We start from the raw sequence: 18893 nt of genomic DNA on the forward strand, positions 1-18893 counted from the left end.
GGCTGTTATTTCAATCGGTTATGCCACCTCTCAGGGCGGCAACCTGTTATTGCAGAGGGCGGATCTGCGTCCCGAAGGGGCAGTCGCTCTGGCGGATCAGCCGCGACCCCTTGCCCTGTTCCCCCAGCCAGCTCAATTCCAGCTTGCCGAGGCGGCCCAGATGACGCAGCTCGAACTCGTAGCGCTGGCAGAGGTTGTCCTGGGGCAGGCTCGCCATCCCCGCTGGCAGTCGGTATTGATAGTGAAGGAGTGGCCCATCTTCCAGCTTGCTGGCCACCGGCACCAGCCCCTCTGGGGTGGGCTGCAGCGCCCCGAGTGCGCGGCGCAAACTGAGCGGCGCATCGATCGCCTTTTGATAGTGCAGGCCGTTCATCGCCGCCAGCTCCTCTTCCAGTCGTTGCAACTCCCCTTCCAATCCATTGAGCGCGGCCCCCAGCTGCTGGTGGGTCGTTGACGAGGCGCAGCCACCCAACAACAGGGTGGCAAGCAGCAGGGTGGCTCTGATGGGGGGCACGGCATCTCCTTGGCTATGACGATGAAGCGTGACGGTCAGGTCGGTTGGCCTGACTATAGCAGGGGATTGCTGGGGGGCGTCCCCTGCAGCAGTTGGGCCAGACGGGCCAGCCCTTCGCCGACCCGGGCGTCGGTGGCGGGTTGGCTCAGGCTCAGGCGCACCCCCTGCGGAGCGGCAAACTGACCGGCGGCGAAGTGTTCCCCGCTCGCCACGCCAACGTCAAGGGCGTCGGCGGCAGCGGCAAACTGCTGGCTGCGCCAGGGCTCAGGCAGCGGCAGCCAGGCGTGCATGCTGCCCGGCTGCCAGCGGGCGGCAGGCAGCAGGTGGCGCAGCAGTTCGCCACGGCGTTTGAGGATCTCCCGCTGCTGCTCGACCAGCGGCATGATCTGGCGCTGACTGACCATTTTGCAGGCGAGCTCGATCAACAGCGGGCTCACCATCCAGCTCGACAGCCGCATGGTCTGGGCGAAGGCGCTGCGCAGGGCAGGGGGCGTCAGCACGAAGCCCACCCGCAGGCCGCCGCAGGCGATCTTGGCCAGACTGCCCAGATAGATGACCCGCTCCGGCGCCAGATTGACCAGAGGGATCACAGGTTGCTGGGGCAGCAGGCCGTTGACGTCATCCTCGATGATCAGCAGATCGTGGCGACGGGCGATGGCGACGATGGCCTCCCGCCGCGCCAGACTCATGATGGCGGTGGTAGGGTTTTGCAGGGTCGGGGTGAGGTAGAGCTGCTTGGCCCGGCGGGTGCGGCAGGCGGCGTCCAGCGCCTCGGGCAGCAGCCCCTCCTCGTCCATCGCGAGCCCCATCACCTGATTCTTCAGCTGGCGGGCATTGCCCAGCATACCGGGATAGCTTAGCCCCTCGCACAGGATGGTCTCCCCCACGCAATTGGTCGCCAGCAGCGCCAGCATGATGCCGTGCTGGGCGCCGTGGCTGAACAGCAGGCGATCCTCACTGCAGGCCACCCCTTGCTCCGCCAGCCAGTCGACAAACAGCTGGCGCTGATCCGGTCGTCCCGCCTCCTTGTCGTAGCCGAGCAGGGCGTTGAGATCCCCGTCCGCCACTTCCCCCAACATGGGGCGAATGATGGCCGCCCGATCCAGCTGTACCGGCAGGTTTTGCCACAGCTCGATGCGGTGCCCCTCCTCCTGGCGGATCACCCACTCATTGGCGGGATCCGTGTTCGCTCCCTTGACCCAGGTGCCGTGGCCCACCCGGGCGGCAAGCAGGCCGCGCCGCTCCGCCTCGCTGTAGGCGCGGGTGACGGTGCCGACGGTGACACCCAGACGATCCGCCAGGGATCGGTGGGTAGGCAATCGGGTCTGCGGTGGCAGCTCGCCATTCACGATCCCCTGTTCGATCGCTTTGACCAGCTTGAGGTAGAGGGGGCCATCGAAGGCCGTAAGGTCGGGCGTCCAGATTGTCATGGTGACAATAAATCCATTGATCAAAATTTGTTGTCAATATAGCGTGAATTTCAACCTGGTAACAACCAAATAGCACACATTGTATCGATACAATGTGGCGGGCAAGGAGTCACAATATGACGATGGAGTGGTATGTCACCCTGTTCGGTTTTGCCGTACTCACCTGCGGTACACCGGGGCCCAACAACCTGATGCTGACGGCCTCCGGCGCCAACTTCGGGGTGCAGCGCACCCTGCCACATCTGCTTGGGGTCGGATTGGGGCAGCCGGTGCTGCAACTGGTGCTGGCGCTGGGGCTCTATCCGCTGTTCGAGCGCTGGCCCCTGCTGCGCCTCGGTTTGCAGATCTTCGGCAGCCTCTATCTGCTGTGGTTGGCGTGGCGTATCGCGGTGGCCGGGGCGCCGGGGGATCCGGCCCGGCGCGCCCGTCCGCTAACCATGCTGGAGGGGCTGGGCTTTCAGTTCCTCAACCCCAAGGCGTGGATGATGGGGATCTCCGCCATCAGTCTGTTCAGCCTGCCCGGCGCCAGTTACTGGTCGAGTCAGCTGGCGGTGATGGTCATGTTTGTGCTGGTGGCCCTGCCGGTCTGCTTTGTCTGGGTACTGTTCGGCCATCAGCTGAGCAACTGGATCAGCTCGGATCGGGGCTGGCGGCGACTCAACGGCTCCCTCGGTCTGCTGACGGCGCTCTGCGTGGTGATGCTCTGGTATTGAGCCGTGTTGCGCCGATGGGGGAGGTGGCCGAGAAAGAGGCATTTCTGACTTGTCGCCACGGGGTTGGCTCTGCATATTAGAAGGCTTTCCCCATAACGGGGGCGCTGCATCGACAAGAGGTTGAGATGGATCTGAACTGGTTACTGCCCCTGGCGGGGTTTGCCCTGGTTACCTGCGGCACGCCGGGGCCCAACAATATGTTGCTCACCAGCGCCGGGGCGGCGCAGGGTTTTCGCCGCACGATTCCCCTGCTGGTGGGGGTGGTCGGGGGGATCAATCTGATGATCCTCGCCACCGCGCTGGGGCTTGGCGTGGTGTTCGAGAAGGTGCCGCTGCTGCACGATGGCCTCAAGCTTATCGGTTCGGCGTATCTGCTCTGGCTGGCGTGGAAGGTGGCGACCGCCAGCGGCCCGGCCGAGGGCAACCGGCCGCTCATTCCCGCCCATCAGGGGGCCATGCTGCAACTGCTCAACCCCAAGGCGTGGATGATGGCGCTCTCCGCCATCAGCGGTTTCACTCTGGCGGGGGAGGCTTACTGGCCCTCCGCGCTCTGGGTGCTGGTGATCTTCTTTATTACCGGCCTCTACACCGGGGCGTTCTGGGTGTTGTTTGGTGCCCAGGTGCGGCAAATCATCCGCACCGCCCGGGGTTGGCGGCGTTTCAATTTCGGCATGGGGCTGGCGACGGCCGCCTGTGTCGGGATGATCTGGATTTAGCCCGGGGTTGGCCCGGGCCTTTACCGGCTGTCTTGTTGGCCCTGCGGGGCCTTTTTTATCTCGCCCGCGTGACCTTGCCTGCAAGGTAGCGTGGTTCTGCCCTCCCTTGGGATGAAAGGAGTTCCTATGAAATGTATCGGTCTGTTAGGTGGCATGAGCTGGGAGTCCACCGTCAGTTACTATCAGGCGCTCAACCGCGGGGTGCGCGCACAGCTCGGCGGTTTGCACTCGGCGCGGGTGCTGCTCAATAGCGTCGACTTTGCCGGTATCGAGCGGTTGCAGCATGCCGGTGACTGGCCCGCTACCGCCCGCCTGCTGGCGGCGGAGGCGCGCAAGTTGCAGGATGGCGGCGCCGATTTCTTGCTGATCGGCACCAACACCATGCACAAGGTGGCGCCCGAGATTGAGGCGGCCATCGATATCCCGCTGCTCCATATTGCCGATGCTACCGCGGCCAAATTGCAGGCGGACGGGATAACCCGGGTCGGCCTGCTCGGCACCCGCTTCACCATGGAGCAGGATTTTTACAAGGGTCGTTTGCAGGAGCGCTTCGGGTTGGCGGTGCTGGTACCCGATGAGGCCGGGCGGGAGCGGGTACACAGGATCATTTATGACGAGCTCTGTCTGGGGGAGATCCGTGAATCGTCGCGGGCCGAGTATCTGGCCATTATCGCGGGGCTGGCGGCCGCGGGTGCCGAGGCGGTGATCCTCGGCTGCACCGAGATTGCCCTGCTGGTGGGGGATGCCCGGGCGGCGGTGCCGCTCTACGACACCACTGCCATCCATGCCGAAGCGGCGGTCGCGCTGGCACTGGCATCCGATTAATAAACTGGTCAGATCTCACTATTCATGCTTGTCTCATACCCCTTGCCATAAAAGCGTGTAAAATTGCGCCCTGAATTTTCCCCGGCCAACGCGGGTTGGCTGCGGTTTCCTAGCATGCAAGGCTGACATTGTGACTGAAGTAGATAGATTCGCGGATATTCGCCCCTACCGCGATGAAGAAGTGCCGGCAGCCATCGAACGGCTGATCCAGGATGATGAATTTATCGGCGCCATCGCCAAGTATCGTTTCGGTTCCCTGATGAGCTGGCTGGGTTGGGCCATCCGCCCGATGATCCGCCTGTTCCTGCGCCGCAAATGGTCAAAAGTGACCACTGTGCATCAGGTCCAGATGGGGGTCACCCGGTACATGTCCCGCATGATCGCCACCTCCACCAAGGGGGTGACCTTCTCCGGGATCGAGCATCTTAAGAAAGAGCAGGGCTATCTTTTTGTCTCCAACCACAGAGACATCGCCATGGACCCGGCCTTCGTCAACTGGGGGCTGCACACCCACGGTTTCGATACCGTGCGCATCGCCATCGGTGACAACCTGCTGCGCAAACCCTGCGCCACCGAGCTGATGAAGCTCAACAAGAGCTTTATCGTCAAACGCTCCGCCAAGGGGCCGCGGGAGATGATGAAGGCGCTCGGCGAGCTGTCTGCCTATATTGGCAACTCGGTTCACGAAGGTCACTCCATCTGGATCGCCCAGAAGGAAGGGCGCGCCAAGAATGGCGATGACAAGACAGATCCCGCCATCCTCAAGATGTTCTACGTCGACGGCAAGAAGCAGAAGATCGACTTCGTCGACTACATGCGCAGCCTCAATATCGTACCGGTCAGCATCAGCTACGAGCTGGACCCGACCGACAAGGCGAAGGCGCGCGAGCTCTACGAGAAGTCGGTCAACGGCAGCTACGAGAAGGGCGAGTTCGAGGATATCGAGAGTATCGTCGCCGGTATCGTCGGCATGAAGGGGCGGGTACACGTCTCCTTCGGCGCGCCGATCACCGAGGGCTTCAGCGATCCGGACGAACTGGCCGCGCTGATCGACAAGGCGATCTGGAGCAGTTACCACCTCTTCCCCAGCAACTATCTGGCGGCAGATGTCTCCGGCAAGGCCAATACCATCGAACAGGCGGCCTTCCTGACTCGTCAGTCAGAGGTGCCGGAAGAGCACAAGGCGATCTGGCGGGCCATGTACGCCAAACCGGTGGAAAACGCCAAAAAGGCTTGAATGAAACCGGTTGTTAAACGGTTTTGCGAAAAAAACGGGCGCTGATGCGCCCGTTTTTGCGTCTGGTCAAAGTCGAGGGGGAAAGGGTGGTGAATAATATGGTTTCAGCTGGTACGATCACTATGAAAATGGGATTATGTCTCTTGGCAAGGTGCTGACGAGTGTGTAACAGTGCCCATATAGCTGAACATGAGCAAAAGCTCTAAACCGGTTTGCACGGATTGCAGACGGCATTATTGAAGGACCTGTCACAGGTCCTTTTTCATTGGCTGGCAAAGATGCCGCCCAGATATACCTAACAGGAAACAGACGCCATGATCACCGGTAGCCTGAACACCCTGCAGCGGACGCCGCTGCCCGCCCCGCTGGCCCGCATTATGGCCGAGGTGGTGAAGAGCGTGGCTCACTGGGGTGACGCTCCGCTCGGCAAGACCGAGATTGATGGCCTCAACCTGTTCTGTCTGGTGAGCGAGGATCTGACCGAGCCAGCCGCGGATCGCCGTGGCGAATTCCATCAGCAGTATCTCGATATCCAGTTGCTGCTGCGCGGTGAAGAGTGGATAGGTGTGGGCCCCCACGACTACGTGAGCGACGGCGCCGACCATCCCCATCCCGACCTCTGGTTTGTCGATGACGAGCAGACCACTTATCTGGCGCTGCAACCGGGCGATTTCGCCATCTTCTGGCCGGGCGAGCTGCACCGCCCGCTCTGTACCTTCAATCAGCCCGCCAGGGTGAAGAAGCTGGTGGTCAAGGTACACAAGGATCTGCTGGCTATCGCCTGAGCATTCCCATTGAGGTGAGCCCTGCGCAGCTGATGCGTTGAGACTCGCAAGCATTGAAACCAGTGATACGCACCACAAGTTGCGATCACTCTTTCAAGAGCAAGAATTGAAAAATTGGACGCACCCTCCTGCGACCATAAGCCCCCGGCAGGGGAATCCCATCCTCTTTTGGATGACACGACACTGTCGGCATAAAGCCGAAGCACAGGAAGATGTAGAAAATGAGCAAGTTGGTATTGATCCTTAACTGCGGTAGCTCTTCCCTGAAATTTGCCGTAATGGACGCCGAAACAGGTGAGGACATGCTGTCCGGCCTGGCCGAATGCTTCAATCTGGATGATGCACGTATCAAATGGAAACTCCACGGGGTCAAGGGCGAAGCCATGCTGGGAGCGGGTGCCGCTCACCAGGAGGCCCTCGACCATATCGTGGGTCACATCCTGCCGCAGGATCCGACTCTTGCCGAGCAACTGGTGGCCATCGGTCACCGAATCGTACACGGTGGCGAGCAGTTCTCCCGTTCCGTGCGTATTGATGATGGCGTGATCGCCGGTATCGAAGCCGCCATTCCGTTCGCCCCGCTGCACAACCCGGCGCACCTCATCGGTATTCGCGCCGCGCTGAAAGTGTTCCCGCAGCTGTCCGAGAAGAACGTGGCCGTCTTCGACACCGCTTTCCACCAGACTCTGCCGCAAGAGGCCTACCTCTATGCGCTGCCGCACAAGCTCTACCGCGAACACGGTATCCGTCGTTACGGTGCCCACGGTACTTCTCACCGCTACATCGCGGAAGAAGCCGCGAAAGAGCTGGGCAAGCCGTTGAACGAGCTGAACATCATCAACTGCCACCTGGGTAACGGTGCCTCTGTCTGCGCCATCAAGAACGGCGAATCCGTTGACACCTCCATGGGTCTGACTCCGCTGGAAGGTCTGGCGATGGGTACCCGCTCCGGTGATATCGATCCGGCCGTGGTCTTCTTCATGCACGACCAGCTCGGTTACAGCGTGGAGCAGATCAACCACACCCTGACCCGTGAGTCCGGTCTGCTGGGGATGACCGAAGCGAGCAGCGACTGCCGCTACGTCACCACCAACTACGCCACCGACGCCGGTGCCAAGCGTGCGCTGGATGTCTTCACCTACCGTGTGGCCAAGTATGTCGGCGCCTATGCCGCTGCGATGGACGGTCGTCTGGACGCCGTGGTCTTCACCGGTGGTATCGGTGAGAACGCCGCCATGGTGCGCGAGATGGTGCTGAACCGTCTGGCTCTGTTTGGCTTCAAGGTGGACAAAGAGGCCAACAACGCCGCGGTACTGGGTGGCGAAGGTCGCATCACTACCGCTGACAGCCGTTGTGCCATGGTGATCCCGACCAACGAAGAGCTGGTTATCGCTCGCGATGCCCTGAGCCTGGTCTGCTAAGTCAGCCTCGCTTTGAAACAACGCCCGGCCAGTGCCGGGCGTTGTCATTTCTGGCATACGCCGATTTGACATGGGGGAGGGGAGCGGTACCCTGACCACCACTGTTTTTGCAGCCAGCGGGCTGCCCGGTTCGGGAGAGAGCAATGAAAGAGGCGTTTTTTAACTGGTTGTCGGGCCTTGGGGTGGAAGTGACCAGCATGATGGCGCTGGTGATCGCGCTGGGCTTTATCGTCATCACCTCGTTGCTGCTGCACATGGCGCTGCACCGGGTGCTGCTGGTCCGGCTGGTGGGGATCCTCGGCAAGGCCAAGCAGGTGTGGCTGCCGCCCCAGCTGCAACAGCGCCTCTTCAACCGGCTCGCTTTCGTGTTGCAGGGGGCCGTGCTGCTCGGTCAGGCGGAGATCTGGCTGCCCCGTCAATCGGATAGCCTCAAACTTATCGAGATGGTGGCCCAGCTCTGGATCTTGCTGTTCCTGCTGCTGGCCTTCTTCGCCCTGCTCGACTGCCTGTTGTCGGTGAGCCGTTACACCCGCCTTGGTCGGGATTTGCCCCTGCGCGGCATCTTCCAGGGGGCCAAGCTGGTAAGCAGCATTCTGGTGGGCATCCTGATGATCGCCCTGCTGCTCGGCAAGTCGCCGCTGTTCCTGTTCAGCGGTCTGGGTGCCATGACCGCAGTGCTGATGCTGGTGTTCAAGGACCCCATCCTCGGGCTGGTGGCGGGGATCCAGCTCTCCGCCAACCGGATGCTGAGCGTCGGTGACTGGCTGCAGATGGACAAGTATGGCGCCGATGGTGAGGTGACCGACATCGGCCTCACCACGGTCAAGGTATCGAACTGGGACAAGACCATCACCACCATTCCCACCTATGCCCTGATCTCCGACTCTTTCAAGAACTGGCAGGGGATGACCGAGTCCGGCGGCCGCCGCATCAAGCGCAGCGTCAATATCGACATGACCAGCGTGCGCTTTCTGACGGCCGAGGAGCAGTTGCAGCTCAAGCAGGCGCAGCTGCTGGCACCCTATCTCAGTCGCAAGGAGCAGGAGCTGAGCGCGTACAACCAGCAGCTGAACGATGCCCTGAGCTGCCCCATCAACGGTCGTCACCTCACCAACCTCGGTACCCTGCGCGCCTACCTGGATGCCTACCTGCGCGCCCACCCCGGCATTCGCAAGGACATGACCCTGATGGTGCGCCAGCTGGCACCCACGTCAGACGGTCTGCCGCTGGAAATTTACTGCTTCACCGCGACTACCGCATGGGCCGATTACGAAGGGATTCAGGCCGATATTTTCGACCATATCTTCGCCATCATTGAGCAATTTCATCTGCGGTTGCATCAATCTCCCACAGGTTACGATATGCGTGCCTGGCAACGGGGATAGACAGGGAAATGGGGCGGGTCGGGGACGCGGAAAAAACCGCATATTAATCATCGACCCGTCGCCACTTGTCAGTTGAAATTTGCCGTGCAGAGGAGAAAAATGGCGGCCTTCTCTTCGCGCCCCTGATCCCCTCTTGATCAGCTGCCAGCCCAGAGACGTCACTTCAAGTCATCATCATGGGAAAGTTATGAAGCTCCTTCGCAATAGTGTGGCAACACTCTGCTACAGCCTGCTGCTGACCGCTGCGCCGGTTTTCGCTGTTGAATATGCTCTGCCTGCGGCCAACAGCCGTCTGGTAGGGGAGAATCTGGAATATGTGGTTCCGGCCGAAGAGAACGGCCAGCCGCTGGAGGCCATTGCGGCCAAATTCCAGCTGGGGCTGACCAACATGACCGAAGCCAACCCCGATGCGGATCCCCTGCTGGTACAGACCGGCGAGAAGCTGGTGATCCCCCAGCAACTGATCCTGCCGGATGCCCCCCGTGAAGGGATCGTGCTGAACGTGGCCGAGATGCGCCTCTACTACTACCCCAAGGGTAAAAAAGTGGTGGAAGTGCTGCCCATCGGCATCGGCCAGCTCGGTACCGACACCCCGGAAAACTGGGTGACCAGCGTGCAGCGCAAGAAAGCGGGCCCGACCTGGACCCCGACCGCCAAGATGCATGCCGAATATGCCGCCCGTGGCGAGAGCCTGCCTGCGGTATGGCCGGCCGGTCCGGACAACCCCATGGGTCTGTTTGCCCTCTACATCGGCAAGATGTACGCCATCCACGGTACCAACGCCAACTTCGGCATCGGCCTGCGGGTGAGCCACGGTTGCGTGCGTCTGCGCAACGACGACATCGCCTACCTGTTCAAGCAGGTACCGGTCGGTACCCGCGTCCAGTTCGTCAACCAGCCGATCAAGGCCTCTCTCGAGCCCAACGGTGTCCGCTATCTGGAAGTGCATCAGCCGCTGTCGCGCAGCGAAGAGGAGTTCAACTCCAAGCTGCCGGCACCGCTGCCGATGACTCCGGCGGTGACCCGTTTCATTGCCCACGCCGACAGCGACTCCCAACTGGTGAAGCAGGCGCTGGAGCAGCGCAACGGCATGCCGATGGCGATCAACCGCTAACGGCAAATCCCCGTCACGACAAAGGGCGAACAGCATGCTGTTCGCCCTTTTTGTTTCTGCTAGGTTGACTCAGCTTCGCAGCAGATTTGTCTGCAGTTCGCTGCCGAGCTGATCGAGCAGCTGATAACGCGCCTTGTAGCTGGCCCGCTTGCGGGAGGGGATCTCCTCCAGCGTCTTGCGGGGCACCTCCAGCGGCAGGCTCATCCAGAGTTCATCCTGCACGCTGCCCTGATGCTCCTGCCACAAGCCGTCGAGGTCGAACTTGACCCGATCGGCGGTTCGCTTGCTGCTCTGATAGACGTGGCTTTGGGTGCGGATCCCGAGCAGGCTCTTGCACGCTAGTCCCCGGGCCAGCTCGGCGGCCATATAGACCAGCAGGGACATGGGGCGCAGCCCGCCGCACGCCTTGGTGACCTGCTTGATCTCCTCGCTCTGCCCCTTGCCGCCCTGCAGCGAGCAGATCTCGAGGGTCGGGTTCGGTGCGGGGCGCAGATTGAGGGCCATGTAATAGAGGGCAGCGTCACCCAGCTTGAGGGTCAGGCTCATCTCCCCCTCTTTGCCCATGTGGGTTTGGTAATCCAGTTGCAGGGTCAGCGGTGCCGTCAGCTTGTCGCTCTGCCACTGGGCCAGCAGCAGGCCGCGCCCGCTGTAGATTGCCAGTTGTTGCGCCTTGGGCAGCTGACGTGCCAGCTGCTGGTAGTGGCCGCTGATAAGCCCGGCTCGCAGGCGCTTACTGAGCCCCTTGTGGCGATAGGGGTGGATCGGCTTTTCCAGAATATCGGGGAAGCGGCTGATCGCCTGCGCCAGCAGCGGTTGCTCCTGCTGCTGGCGATAGAGGGCGCGGGCGCCGGGATTGAGCCAGAGACGCCCCACATACTTGGCCCGTCGGATGAGATGACCCGACTCCTCCGCCGGATGAAGGCGGCGGGCGAGGGTTCGCAGGTGTGACAGATGAGATGACATGGTGCCGACCTCTGACTGGAGTGATGAGACAGGGCGGGGAGTTTAGGAGCGGGGCGCTGGCTTGTAAAAAAATGGATAGTAACAAAATGTGAAAACATAACGCTCAATAGCCGCCGTTGCGGCGATATGGCAGCCACGGCCACGGCAGGAAATCTGGCGCCATCTTCTTGATGTGGCAGATGATTTGATGCGCAAAGGTTTTTATTGTGTTTTGTGTTTGTTAAAAGTGATTGAGCTGGCGCGAACGGCTGATTAAGCTAGGCCGGTTTTTTAGGGATGAGCCCGTCACCAGAGCGGGCAGAAAATGACACAAAACGGAGTTTTGCATGACAGCTAGCACACCCATGTTAATCACCTTCCTGGTGTATATCCTCGGAATGGTGTTGATCGGCTTCGTCGCCTATCGCGCCACCCGCAACTTTGATGACTACATTCTGGGCGGCCGCCGGATGGGGAGCTGGGTGACCGCTCTCTCTGCCGGCGCTTCCGACATGAGCGGCTGGTTGCTGATGGGCCTGCCCGGCGCCGTCTTCGTCAGCGGCATCTCCGAGAGCTGGATCGCCATCGGTCTGGTCATCGGCGCCTACCTCAACTGGCGCTGGGTAGCGGGTCGCTTGCGGGTACATACCGAGAAGAACCGCAATGCCCTGACCCTGCCGGACTATTTCACCTACCGCTTTGAAGATCACAGCAAGGTGCTGCGCATTCTCTCGGCGCTGGTGATCCTGCTCTTCTTCACCATCTATTGCGCCTCCGGCGTGGTGGCCGGTGCCCGTCTGTTCGAGAGCACCTTCGACATGGATTACAACACCGCCCTCTGGGTCGGTGCCGCCGCCACCATCACTTACACCTTCTTCGGCGGCTTCCTCGCGGTGAGCTGGACCGACACGGTGCAGGCGACCCTGATGATCTTCGCCCTGATCCTGACCCCGGTCTTCGTCATCATCGCCGTCGGCGGGATAGACAGCGCCATGATCGAGGTGGCCGCCAAGAGCGCTACCAACCTCGACATGTTCAAGAATCTGGATGTGATCGCCATTGTCTCGTTGATGGCCTGGGGCCTTGGTTACTTCGGTCAGCCCCACATTCTGGCCCGTTTCATGGCAGCGGACTCCCACCACTCCATGGCCAATGCCCGCCGTATCAGCATGACCTGGATGGTGTTCTGCCTCGCTGGTGCGGTGGCCATCGGCTTCTTCGGTCTGGCCTACTTCGCCCGCTTCCCGGAAGTGGCGGCTGGGGTGACCGGCAACCCGGAACGGGTCTTTATCGAGCTCTCCAAGATCCTGTTCAACCCCTGGATCGCCGGTGTGCTGCTCTCCGCCATTCTGGCGGCGGTGATGAGCACTCTAAGTTGTCAATTACTGGTCTGCTCCAGCGCCATCACAGAGGATCTCTACAAACCCTTCCTGCGCAAGAACGCCTCCCAGCGTGAGCTGGTGTGGGTGGGTCGCCTGATGGTGCTGCTGATCGCGGTGATTGCCATCGCCGTTGCCATGAATCCGGAGAACCGGGTGCTGGGGCTGGTGAGCTACGCCTGGGCCGGTTTCGGTGCCGCCTTTGGCCCCGTGGTGCTGCTCTCGGTGCTGTGGCCGCGAATGACCCGCAACGGCGCGCTGGCGGGCATGCTGGTCGGTGCCATCACCGTCATCGTCTGGAAGCAGTTCGGCTGGCTGGGGCTGTATGAGATCATCCCGGGCTTCCTGTTTGCACTGCTGGCCATTGTGGTGGGCAGCCTGCTGGGCGAAGCGCCCTCTAAAGCGATGCTGGAGCGTTTCCGAGATGCCGAGGAGGAGTACAACACTCCGGCCGAGAGCGCGGGAGAGCCGGTCGTGGTGAACTGATCCCTCTTACCGCTTTCTGATTGAGAGCCCCGCCCCCGGACAAGGAGCGCCCTGGTTGGCCATCCTTGCACCGGTTTGGCGGGGCTTTGTGCTATCTGATTCACTCTTGGGCACTTTTTTATGTTCGGCCGGTGGCTCCCGGGTGCTCGCTTTCTTTTGTCTTGGCACCGAATATGGGACACTAGGCCGCCTGAAGGAGACCTAGTGCATGCGGCTATTCACCCTGATCCTGATCCTCCTGCTGGGGGGACTGCAATATGACCTCTGGCTGGGGAAGAACGGGCTATCCGATTATCAGAACCTGTCGGAGGCCATCTCGCAGCAACAGCGGGACAACCAGACTCTCAAGGATCGTAACGACCTCATTTACCGCGAGATAGATGATCTCACCTCTGGCCTCGAGGCCATCGAGGAGTTGTCGCGCAACGATCTGGGTTACATCAAGCAGGGGGAGACCTTCTACCGGATCATCCCCAAAGAGAAAGACAAAGAGACAGCGCCGGACGATGAGCCCTACGATGACTGATGCCAGCCGGGTATCCGGCCTGACGGCGATCGTCCCTGCCGCCGGTATCGGCAGCCGAATGGGGGCCGATTGCCCCAAGCAGTACCTGCAACTGGCGGGTAAAACCATTCTCGAACATACCCTGGAGCGGCTGCTCTCCCACCCGGCCATCGCCCAGGTGATCGTGGCGCTGGCGCCCCATGACCGCTGGTTCGAGGCCCTGCCCGTGGCGGCCGACCCGCGGATTGTGCGGGTCGAGGGGGGCGCCGAGCGCGCCTTTTCCGTCCTCAATGGTCTCCATGTGGCGCAAGGGGAGTGGGTGCTGGTGCATGATGCGGCCCGTCCCTGCCTGACTCACGGCGATCTCGATGCGCTGATTGCCGCGGCCATGAACTGCGGCGGTGCCATTCTCGGCAGTCGGGTGCGCGATACCATGAAGCGCTCCGATGGGGAGGGCAATATCATCGCTACCGTCGAGCGCGAGCAGCTCTGGCATGCCCTGACGCCGCAGATGTTCCCGACCCGAGCCCTGAAGCGGGCGCTGGAAGAGGGGCTACTGCTGGGCGCCACCATCACCGACGAGGCCTCCGCCATGGAGCGGGCCGGATTCACGGTGCGGATGGTGGAGGGGCGCGCCGACAATATCAAAGTGACCCGGCCGGAAGACTTGTCGCTGGCGGGGCTGTTTTTAAGCCAGCAGGCATAAGCCCCTCAGTCAGAACAGACCGTTCAGAGCAGAGTGTCTCGAACAAACAGGCCCGAACAAGGAGTTAGCATGATCCGGATTGGACATGGTGTGGACGTACACAAAATTGATGGGGTTGGTTTCAGCATGTTGGGAGGTTGCTGCTGATGATGCGCATTGGTCATGGTTTTGATGTTCATAAATTTGGTGGTGTTGGCCCCTGCATGCTGGGTGGCGTGCCGGTTCCCTACGTGCAGGGGCTGGTTGCCCACTCTGACGGCGATGTGGTGCTGCACGCGGTAAGCGATGCCCTGCTGGGGGCTATCGGTGCCGGTGACATCGGTCGCCACTTCCCCGATACCGCTGCCGAGTTCAAGGGGATCGACAGTCGCATTCTGCTGCGTGATGTCTTTGCCCGGGTACAGAAGGCGGGGTATGCCATCGGCAACCTGGATGTGACCATCATCGCCCAAGCCCCCAAAATGGCCCCCCATATCGACGCCATGTGCGCCGTGCTGGCCGCCGATCTGCAATGTGATTTGAACCGGGTGAACGTCAAGGCGACCACCACCGAACAGCTTGGGTTTACGGGGCGCAAGGAAGGGATCGCCACCGAAGCCGTCGTCCTACTGGTGAAACAATAATGCTGGAACAACTTGCCTATCTGCACGGGGCGCCCACCGCCCGCGGTATCCTCAAGGCCGAGGCCGCCGACTTCGTGGTCAATGAAGATCTCGGGTTTGAGCCTTGCGGTGAAGGGGAGCACATCTTCGTCCGGGTGCGCAAAACCGGCGAGAACACCGCCTGGGTGGCGGGTCTGCTGGCCGATGCGGCCGGTGTCAACCGCAATGCGGTGACTTGGGCGGGCCTGAAGGATCGCCACGCGGTGACCGAGCAGTGGTTTGGCATTCACCTGCCAGGCAAGGCCGAGCCGGACTTGTCGGTCATCGAGAGCGACAGCATCCAGATCCTGCAAGCCAGGCGTCACAACCGCAAATTGCGGGTCGGCTACCTCAAGGGTAACCGCTTCACCCTGCGTCTCACCGGTCTGGAACAGGCCGACGGGCTGGAGGCGCGCCTGCAGGCCATCGCCACTCAGGGCGTACCCAATTACTATGGTGAGCAGCGTTTTGGCCGCGATGGCAACAATCTGGAAGCGGCCAAGGCGATGTTTGCCGGCAAGCGGATCAAGGATCGCAACAAGCGTTCCCTCTACCTCTCTGCCGCCCGCAGCATGCTGTTCAACGCCATTGTCAGCGCCCGTATCGAGCAGGGGCTGGCCCATCAGCTGCTGGCCGGTGATTGCGTGATGCTCAAGGGCAGCCACTCCATCTTCAGCGAAGAGAGCGTGACCCCCGAGCTGGAAGCGCGTCTCGCCTCCGGCGACGTGCAGCTGACCGCGCCCCAGTGGGGCCGTGGCCGCCTGGCCAGTCAGGGCGCCGCTGCCGAGTTCGAACAGGGCGTGCTGGCTCCTTACAGCGATTGGTGTGACGGGCTGGAGAAAGCCGGGCTGGATCAGGACAGGCGCCCCCTGCTGCTCAAGCCGGAGCAGATGAGCTGGCAGCTGGACGGCGAGGCGCTGACCCTCTCCTTCTTCCTGCCGGCGGGCGCGTTTGCCACCAGCGTGGTGCGCGAGTTAATGCAGGCCGAAGAGGCCGATCACGGTTTCAGGAATCAGACCGATGCGAATTCTGGTCAGTAATGATGATGGTGTGCATGCCGAGGGGATTCGTGCCCTCAGCGAGGCGCTGCGCGCCTGCGGCGAGGTCATTGTGGTGGCGCCGGATCGCAACCGCAGCGGCGCGAGTCACTCCCTGACGCTGGAAGTACCGCTGCGGGTTACCCGCATTGCAGAAAACGGCTTTAATGGGTGCGAGAGCTATGCGGTGAAGGGGACGCCGACCGACTGCGTGCATCTGGCGGTCAACGAGCTGGTGCGCCCTGAACCCGACATGGTGGTGGCCGGCATCAACCACGGTGCCAACCTGGGAGATGATGTCATCTACTCGGGCACGGTCGCCGCGGCCACCGAGGGGCGCCATCTTGGTTACCCCTCCATCGCCATCTCGTTGGTGGGCAAGACCCACTTCGCCACGGCGGCCCACTATGCGGCCCTGCTGGTGAAGGGGCTGATGAAACACCCCCTGCCTGCCGATCAGATCCTCAACGTCAACGTGCCGGACTTGCCCCTCGAACAGATCAAGGGGATCAAGACCACCCGCCTTGGCAATCGCCACCGGGCGGAGTCGGTGATCCGTACCGAGGATCCCCGTGGCCAGCCCATCTACTGGATTGGCCCTCCCGGCAGCCAGCAGGATGCCGGTGAAGGTACCGATTTTGCCGCCATCGAGCAGGGCTATGTCTCGATTACCCCTCTGACCATCGACATGACTGCCTATGACAGTCTCGCCGGTCTGGGGGCCTGGTTAGATCTGCAGGGATGAGGGTGGTGTGATAGTACAGCGCCTGTTAAATCAGCTCATTGCACAGGATATTCGCGATTTTCGCGTGCTGGCGACCATCGCGAAAGTGCCGCGCCAGCTGTTCGTGGACGAGGCCATGGCACACAAGGCGTGGGACAACACCGCCCTGCCCATTGGCCACGGCCAGACCATTTCGCAGCCCTATATGGTGGCGCGAATGACCGAGTTGCTGATGCAAAACAATCCGGCCCATGTGCTGGAGATTGGCACTGGCTCGGGTTACCAGACGGCGATCCTCGCCCATCTGGTGGAGCATGTGTATACCGTTGAGCGGATCAAGTCGCTGCAGTTCCAGGCCCGGCGCCGGCTGCGCCAGCTCGATCTGCACAATGTCTCGGCCAAGCACGGCAACGGCTGGTTGGGGTGGCCTAACAAGGGGCCTTATGACGCCATTCTGGTGACGGCCGCGGCGAGCGAGATCCCGACGGCACTGACCGATCAACTGGCCGAAGGGGGTCGACTGGTGTTGCCTGTCGGTGACAGTCAGCAGACCCTGCAGCTGATTGAACGATCCGGCTCCCAGCTGACCAGCCGAATTCTGGAGCCGGTACGTTTTGTTCCCCTGATTGACGGAGATGTTGAGTGAAGTTGTTTTCCCGTTTGTACGTACTGGTGATGCAGTGGGCCCGCCACAAGCATGCTCCCTGGTATCTCTCCATCACCGCCTTTATCGAATCGGTATTCTGGCCGATCCCGGTGGATGTGATGCTGGCGCCGATGGCGCTCGCCAAGCCGCACAAGGCGTGGCACTACGCTACGCTGGCTACCGTATTCTCGGTGCTGGGTGCGCTGTTTGGCTATGCCCTTGGCTACGCCTTGTGGGATCCGGTGGTGCTGCCACTGGTGGAGTCTGTTGGCTATCAGGGAAAGATCGAGATCGCCCGCCACTGGTTTGAGCAGTGGGGGATCTGGGTCATTTTCATTGCCAGCTTCACCCCGATCCCCTACAAGGTGTTTACCGTGACGGCTGGGTTGTTGCAAATGGCTCTGCTGCCCTTCATCATCACCTCCCTCATCGGTCGTGGCATGCGCTTTTTCCTGGTTGCTGGCCTGATGCGTTGGGGTGGCGAGAAGATGGAACGCAAACTGATGCACTATGTAGATGTGCTCGGTTGGCTCTGTATTGGTCTGGCCGTGGTGGCCTATTTCTGGTTTAGTCGTTAAGGATCCATTATGCGTTCGCGTATTTGGCAGGGAAGCAGTGTCGTGGTGTTGTCCTGGCTGCTGCTTGCCTGCTCCTCCAGTAAAACTGCAGCTCCGGTGGATGGGGTCGGTGATGATCAGTTCGTCTCGACCATTCCGGCTCGCCATAGTGGTGCCCAGGTCAGCGCCCCTATTCAGGGCGGCAGCTATGTGGTGAAGAAGGGGGATACTCTCTACTCCATCGCTTTTAACTCCGGTAATGATGTGCCCTCACTGGCCAGCCTCAACAATATCAGCCCGCCCTACAACATCTATCCGGGGCAGCGGCTGCGCCTCGATGGCTCCAGTGCCAGTGTTGGCAGCAGCCGCAGTGCCGGTACCTATGAGGTGCGCCGCGGCGATACCCTGAGCAGCATCGGCCGCCAGTTCGGCATGACGCCGCAGGCGCTGGCCCAGAGCAACAACCTGAGCGCCCCCTATGCGCTGCAACCGGGTCAGGTGCTCAATGTCCAGACCGCAGGCGGCGGTTCGACCCAGATGGTGGCTGCGACTCGTCCGGCAACCGTGACGCCGGTGGCCGTGAGCCGTCCGAGCAGCGGTCCGCGTCCGTTGGCCGAGCCGAGTGGATCTGGTCAGACCACGCCGTTCATCTCTCAGAAATCCGTTGCTCCGGCAGCACCGAAGGAATACGCTCAGGTCAAAGAACAAAAAACAAACAACTCCCAGTCGAGACTTGCTTGGCACTGGCCCGCAAAAGGCCGGATTGTCGAGGGGTTCTCTGTTGCAGAACAGGGTAACAAGGGGATCGACATAGCCGGCCAGAAGGGGCAACCTGTCTACGCCGCCAGCAGCGGTAAAGTGGTATACGCTGGCAGTGCTTTAAGGGGGTACGGCAAGCTGATTATCCTCAAGCATGATGATGACTATCTCTCCGCTTACGCACACAACGACGAGTTGCGGGTGAAGGAAGGGGACAGCGTCAAGGGGGGCTCGGTCATTGCCAACATGGGTAGCACGGACGCGCCGGATGTGCGATTGCATTTCGAGATCCGGTACAGAGGCAAGTCGATCAATCCGATGAGCTATTTGCCAAAGCGTTAACCCCAGAGAGACCGTCTTACTCTGGTAAC

20 protein-coding genes are annotated in these 18893 nt (G+C 61.3%); 17 read left to right on the plus strand and 3 right to left on the minus strand.

The features are described 5' to 3' along the window. Positions 1-46 precede the first annotated feature (46 nt). Positions 47-514 (minus strand): hypothetical protein, encoded by a 468-nt coding sequence (locus tag ACB042_RS16765; RefSeq protein WP_371178760.1) that lies wholly within the window; start codon positions 512-514, stop codon positions 47-49. Positions 515-567: 53 nt separating this feature from the next. Continuing rightward, positions 568-1944 (minus strand): PLP-dependent aminotransferase family protein, encoded by a 1377-nt coding sequence (locus tag ACB042_RS16770; protein ID WP_371178761.1) that lies wholly within the window; start codon positions 1942-1944, stop codon positions 568-570. A gap of 116 nt (positions 1945-2060) precedes the next feature. Here ACB042_RS16770 and ACB042_RS16775 point away from each other — a divergent pair, with 116 nt between their 5' ends. From ACB042_RS16775 to ACB042_RS16810, 8 genes are all read left to right on the plus strand, one after another. After that, entirely contained in the window at positions 2061-2657 is a 597-nt protein-coding gene (locus ACB042_RS16775) for a LysE family translocator (RefSeq protein ID WP_371178762.1), read from the plus strand. Between the two features lie 125 nt (positions 2658-2782). Beyond that, on the plus strand, positions 2783-3373 hold the full coding sequence (locus tag ACB042_RS16780; protein ID WP_371178763.1) for a LysE family translocator: 591 nt from the start codon (positions 2783-2785) through the stop codon (positions 3371-3373). Between the two features lie 126 nt (positions 3374-3499). Next, positions 3500-4198, plus strand: coding sequence for an aspartate/glutamate racemase family protein (locus ACB042_RS16785; RefSeq protein WP_150996143.1), 699 nt, complete (start codon positions 3500-3502; stop codon positions 4196-4198). A 130-nt stretch (positions 4199-4328) separates the two neighbouring features. Next, positions 4329-5435: a 1-acyl-sn-glycerol-3-phosphate acyltransferase gene (locus ACB042_RS16790; RefSeq protein ID WP_005362790.1), complete on the plus strand. Its 1107-nt coding sequence runs from the start codon at positions 4329-4331 to the stop codon at positions 5433-5435. 314 nt (positions 5436-5749) lie between these two features. Continuing rightward, entirely contained in the window at positions 5750-6220 is a 471-nt protein-coding gene (locus ACB042_RS16795) for a YhcH/YjgK/YiaL family protein (protein ID WP_371178764.1), read from the plus strand. A gap of 221 nt (positions 6221-6441) precedes the next feature. Further along, positions 6442-7641, plus strand: coding sequence for an acetate kinase (locus ACB042_RS16800; RefSeq protein ID WP_005354534.1), 1200 nt, complete (start codon positions 6442-6444; stop codon positions 7639-7641). A 143-nt stretch (positions 7642-7784) separates the two neighbouring features. Next, entirely contained in the window at positions 7785-9026 is a 1242-nt protein-coding gene (locus ACB042_RS16805) for a mechanosensitive ion channel family protein (RefSeq protein ID WP_371178765.1), read from the plus strand. Between the two features lie 187 nt (positions 9027-9213). Then, on the plus strand, positions 9214-10140 hold the full coding sequence (locus tag ACB042_RS16810; protein WP_005354531.1) for a L,D-transpeptidase family protein: 927 nt from the start codon (positions 9214-9216) through the stop codon (positions 10138-10140). Positions 10141-10209: 69 nt separating this feature from the next. Here ACB042_RS16810 and ACB042_RS16815 read toward each other — a convergent pair whose 3' ends face one another. Further along, positions 10210-11103 (minus strand): VirK/YbjX family protein, encoded by an 894-nt coding sequence (locus ACB042_RS16815; RefSeq protein WP_371178766.1) that lies wholly within the window; start codon positions 11101-11103, stop codon positions 10210-10212. Positions 11104-11429: 326 nt separating this feature from the next. Between ACB042_RS16815 and putP the strand changes: the two genes are divergently transcribed. From putP to ACB042_RS16860, 9 genes are all read left to right on the plus strand, one after another. Then, the gene (putP, locus tag ACB042_RS16820) at positions 11430-12947 is read left to right on the plus strand and encodes a sodium/proline symporter PutP (protein ID WP_346215625.1); all 1518 of its coding nucleotides are present in this window, start codon (positions 11430-11432) and stop codon (positions 12945-12947) included. Between the two features lie 208 nt (positions 12948-13155). Then, entirely contained in the window at positions 13156-13473 is a 318-nt protein-coding gene (gene ftsB, locus ACB042_RS16825) for a cell division protein FtsB (protein ID WP_005335520.1), read from the plus strand. Beyond that, positions 13466-14158 carry a 2-C-methyl-D-erythritol 4-phosphate cytidylyltransferase gene (gene ispD / locus ACB042_RS16830; RefSeq protein ID WP_021229511.1) on the plus strand — a complete coding sequence of 231 codons (693 nt, stop codon included), beginning with the start codon at positions 13466-13468 and terminating at the stop codon, positions 14156-14158. Before ftsB ends, ispD begins: the two co-directional genes overlap by 8 nt. A 146-nt stretch (positions 14159-14304) precedes the next feature. After that, a complete protein-coding gene (gene ispF, locus ACB042_RS16835) occupies positions 14305-14781 on the plus strand; it encodes a 2-C-methyl-D-erythritol 2,4-cyclodiphosphate synthase (protein ID WP_371178767.1) in 477 nt (158 codons plus the stop codon). Next, positions 14781-15839 (plus strand): tRNA pseudouridine(13) synthase TruD, encoded by a 1059-nt coding sequence (gene truD, locus ACB042_RS16840; RefSeq protein ID WP_371178768.1) that lies wholly within the window; start codon positions 14781-14783, stop codon positions 15837-15839. The genes ispF and truD overlap by 1 nt, the downstream gene beginning before the upstream one ends. Next, positions 15820-16581, plus strand: a complete 762-nt coding sequence (gene surE / locus ACB042_RS16845; protein ID WP_201934041.1) for a 5'/3'-nucleotidase SurE — start codon at positions 15820-15822, stop codon at positions 16579-16581. The genes truD and surE overlap by 20 nt, the downstream gene beginning before the upstream one ends. A 7-nt stretch (positions 16582-16588) precedes the next feature. After that, entirely contained in the window at positions 16589-17206 is a 618-nt protein-coding gene (locus ACB042_RS16850; RefSeq protein WP_005335507.1) for a protein-L-isoaspartate(D-aspartate) O-methyltransferase, read from the plus strand. Next, positions 17203-17784 (plus strand): YqaA family protein, encoded by a 582-nt coding sequence (locus ACB042_RS16855; RefSeq protein WP_216979432.1) that lies wholly within the window; start codon positions 17203-17205, stop codon positions 17782-17784. The genes ACB042_RS16850 and ACB042_RS16855 overlap by 4 nt, the downstream gene beginning before the upstream one ends. Positions 17785-17793: 9 nt before the next feature. Further along, positions 17794-18864 (plus strand): LysM peptidoglycan-binding domain-containing protein, encoded by a 1071-nt coding sequence (locus ACB042_RS16860; protein WP_371178769.1) that lies wholly within the window; start codon positions 17794-17796, stop codon positions 18862-18864. Positions 18865-18893 lie beyond the last annotated feature (29 nt).

Source organism: Aeromonas sp. S13(2024), from assembly GCF_041402405.1.
GTDB lineage: Bacteria > Pseudomonadota > Gammaproteobacteria > Enterobacterales > Aeromonadaceae > Aeromonas > Aeromonas veronii.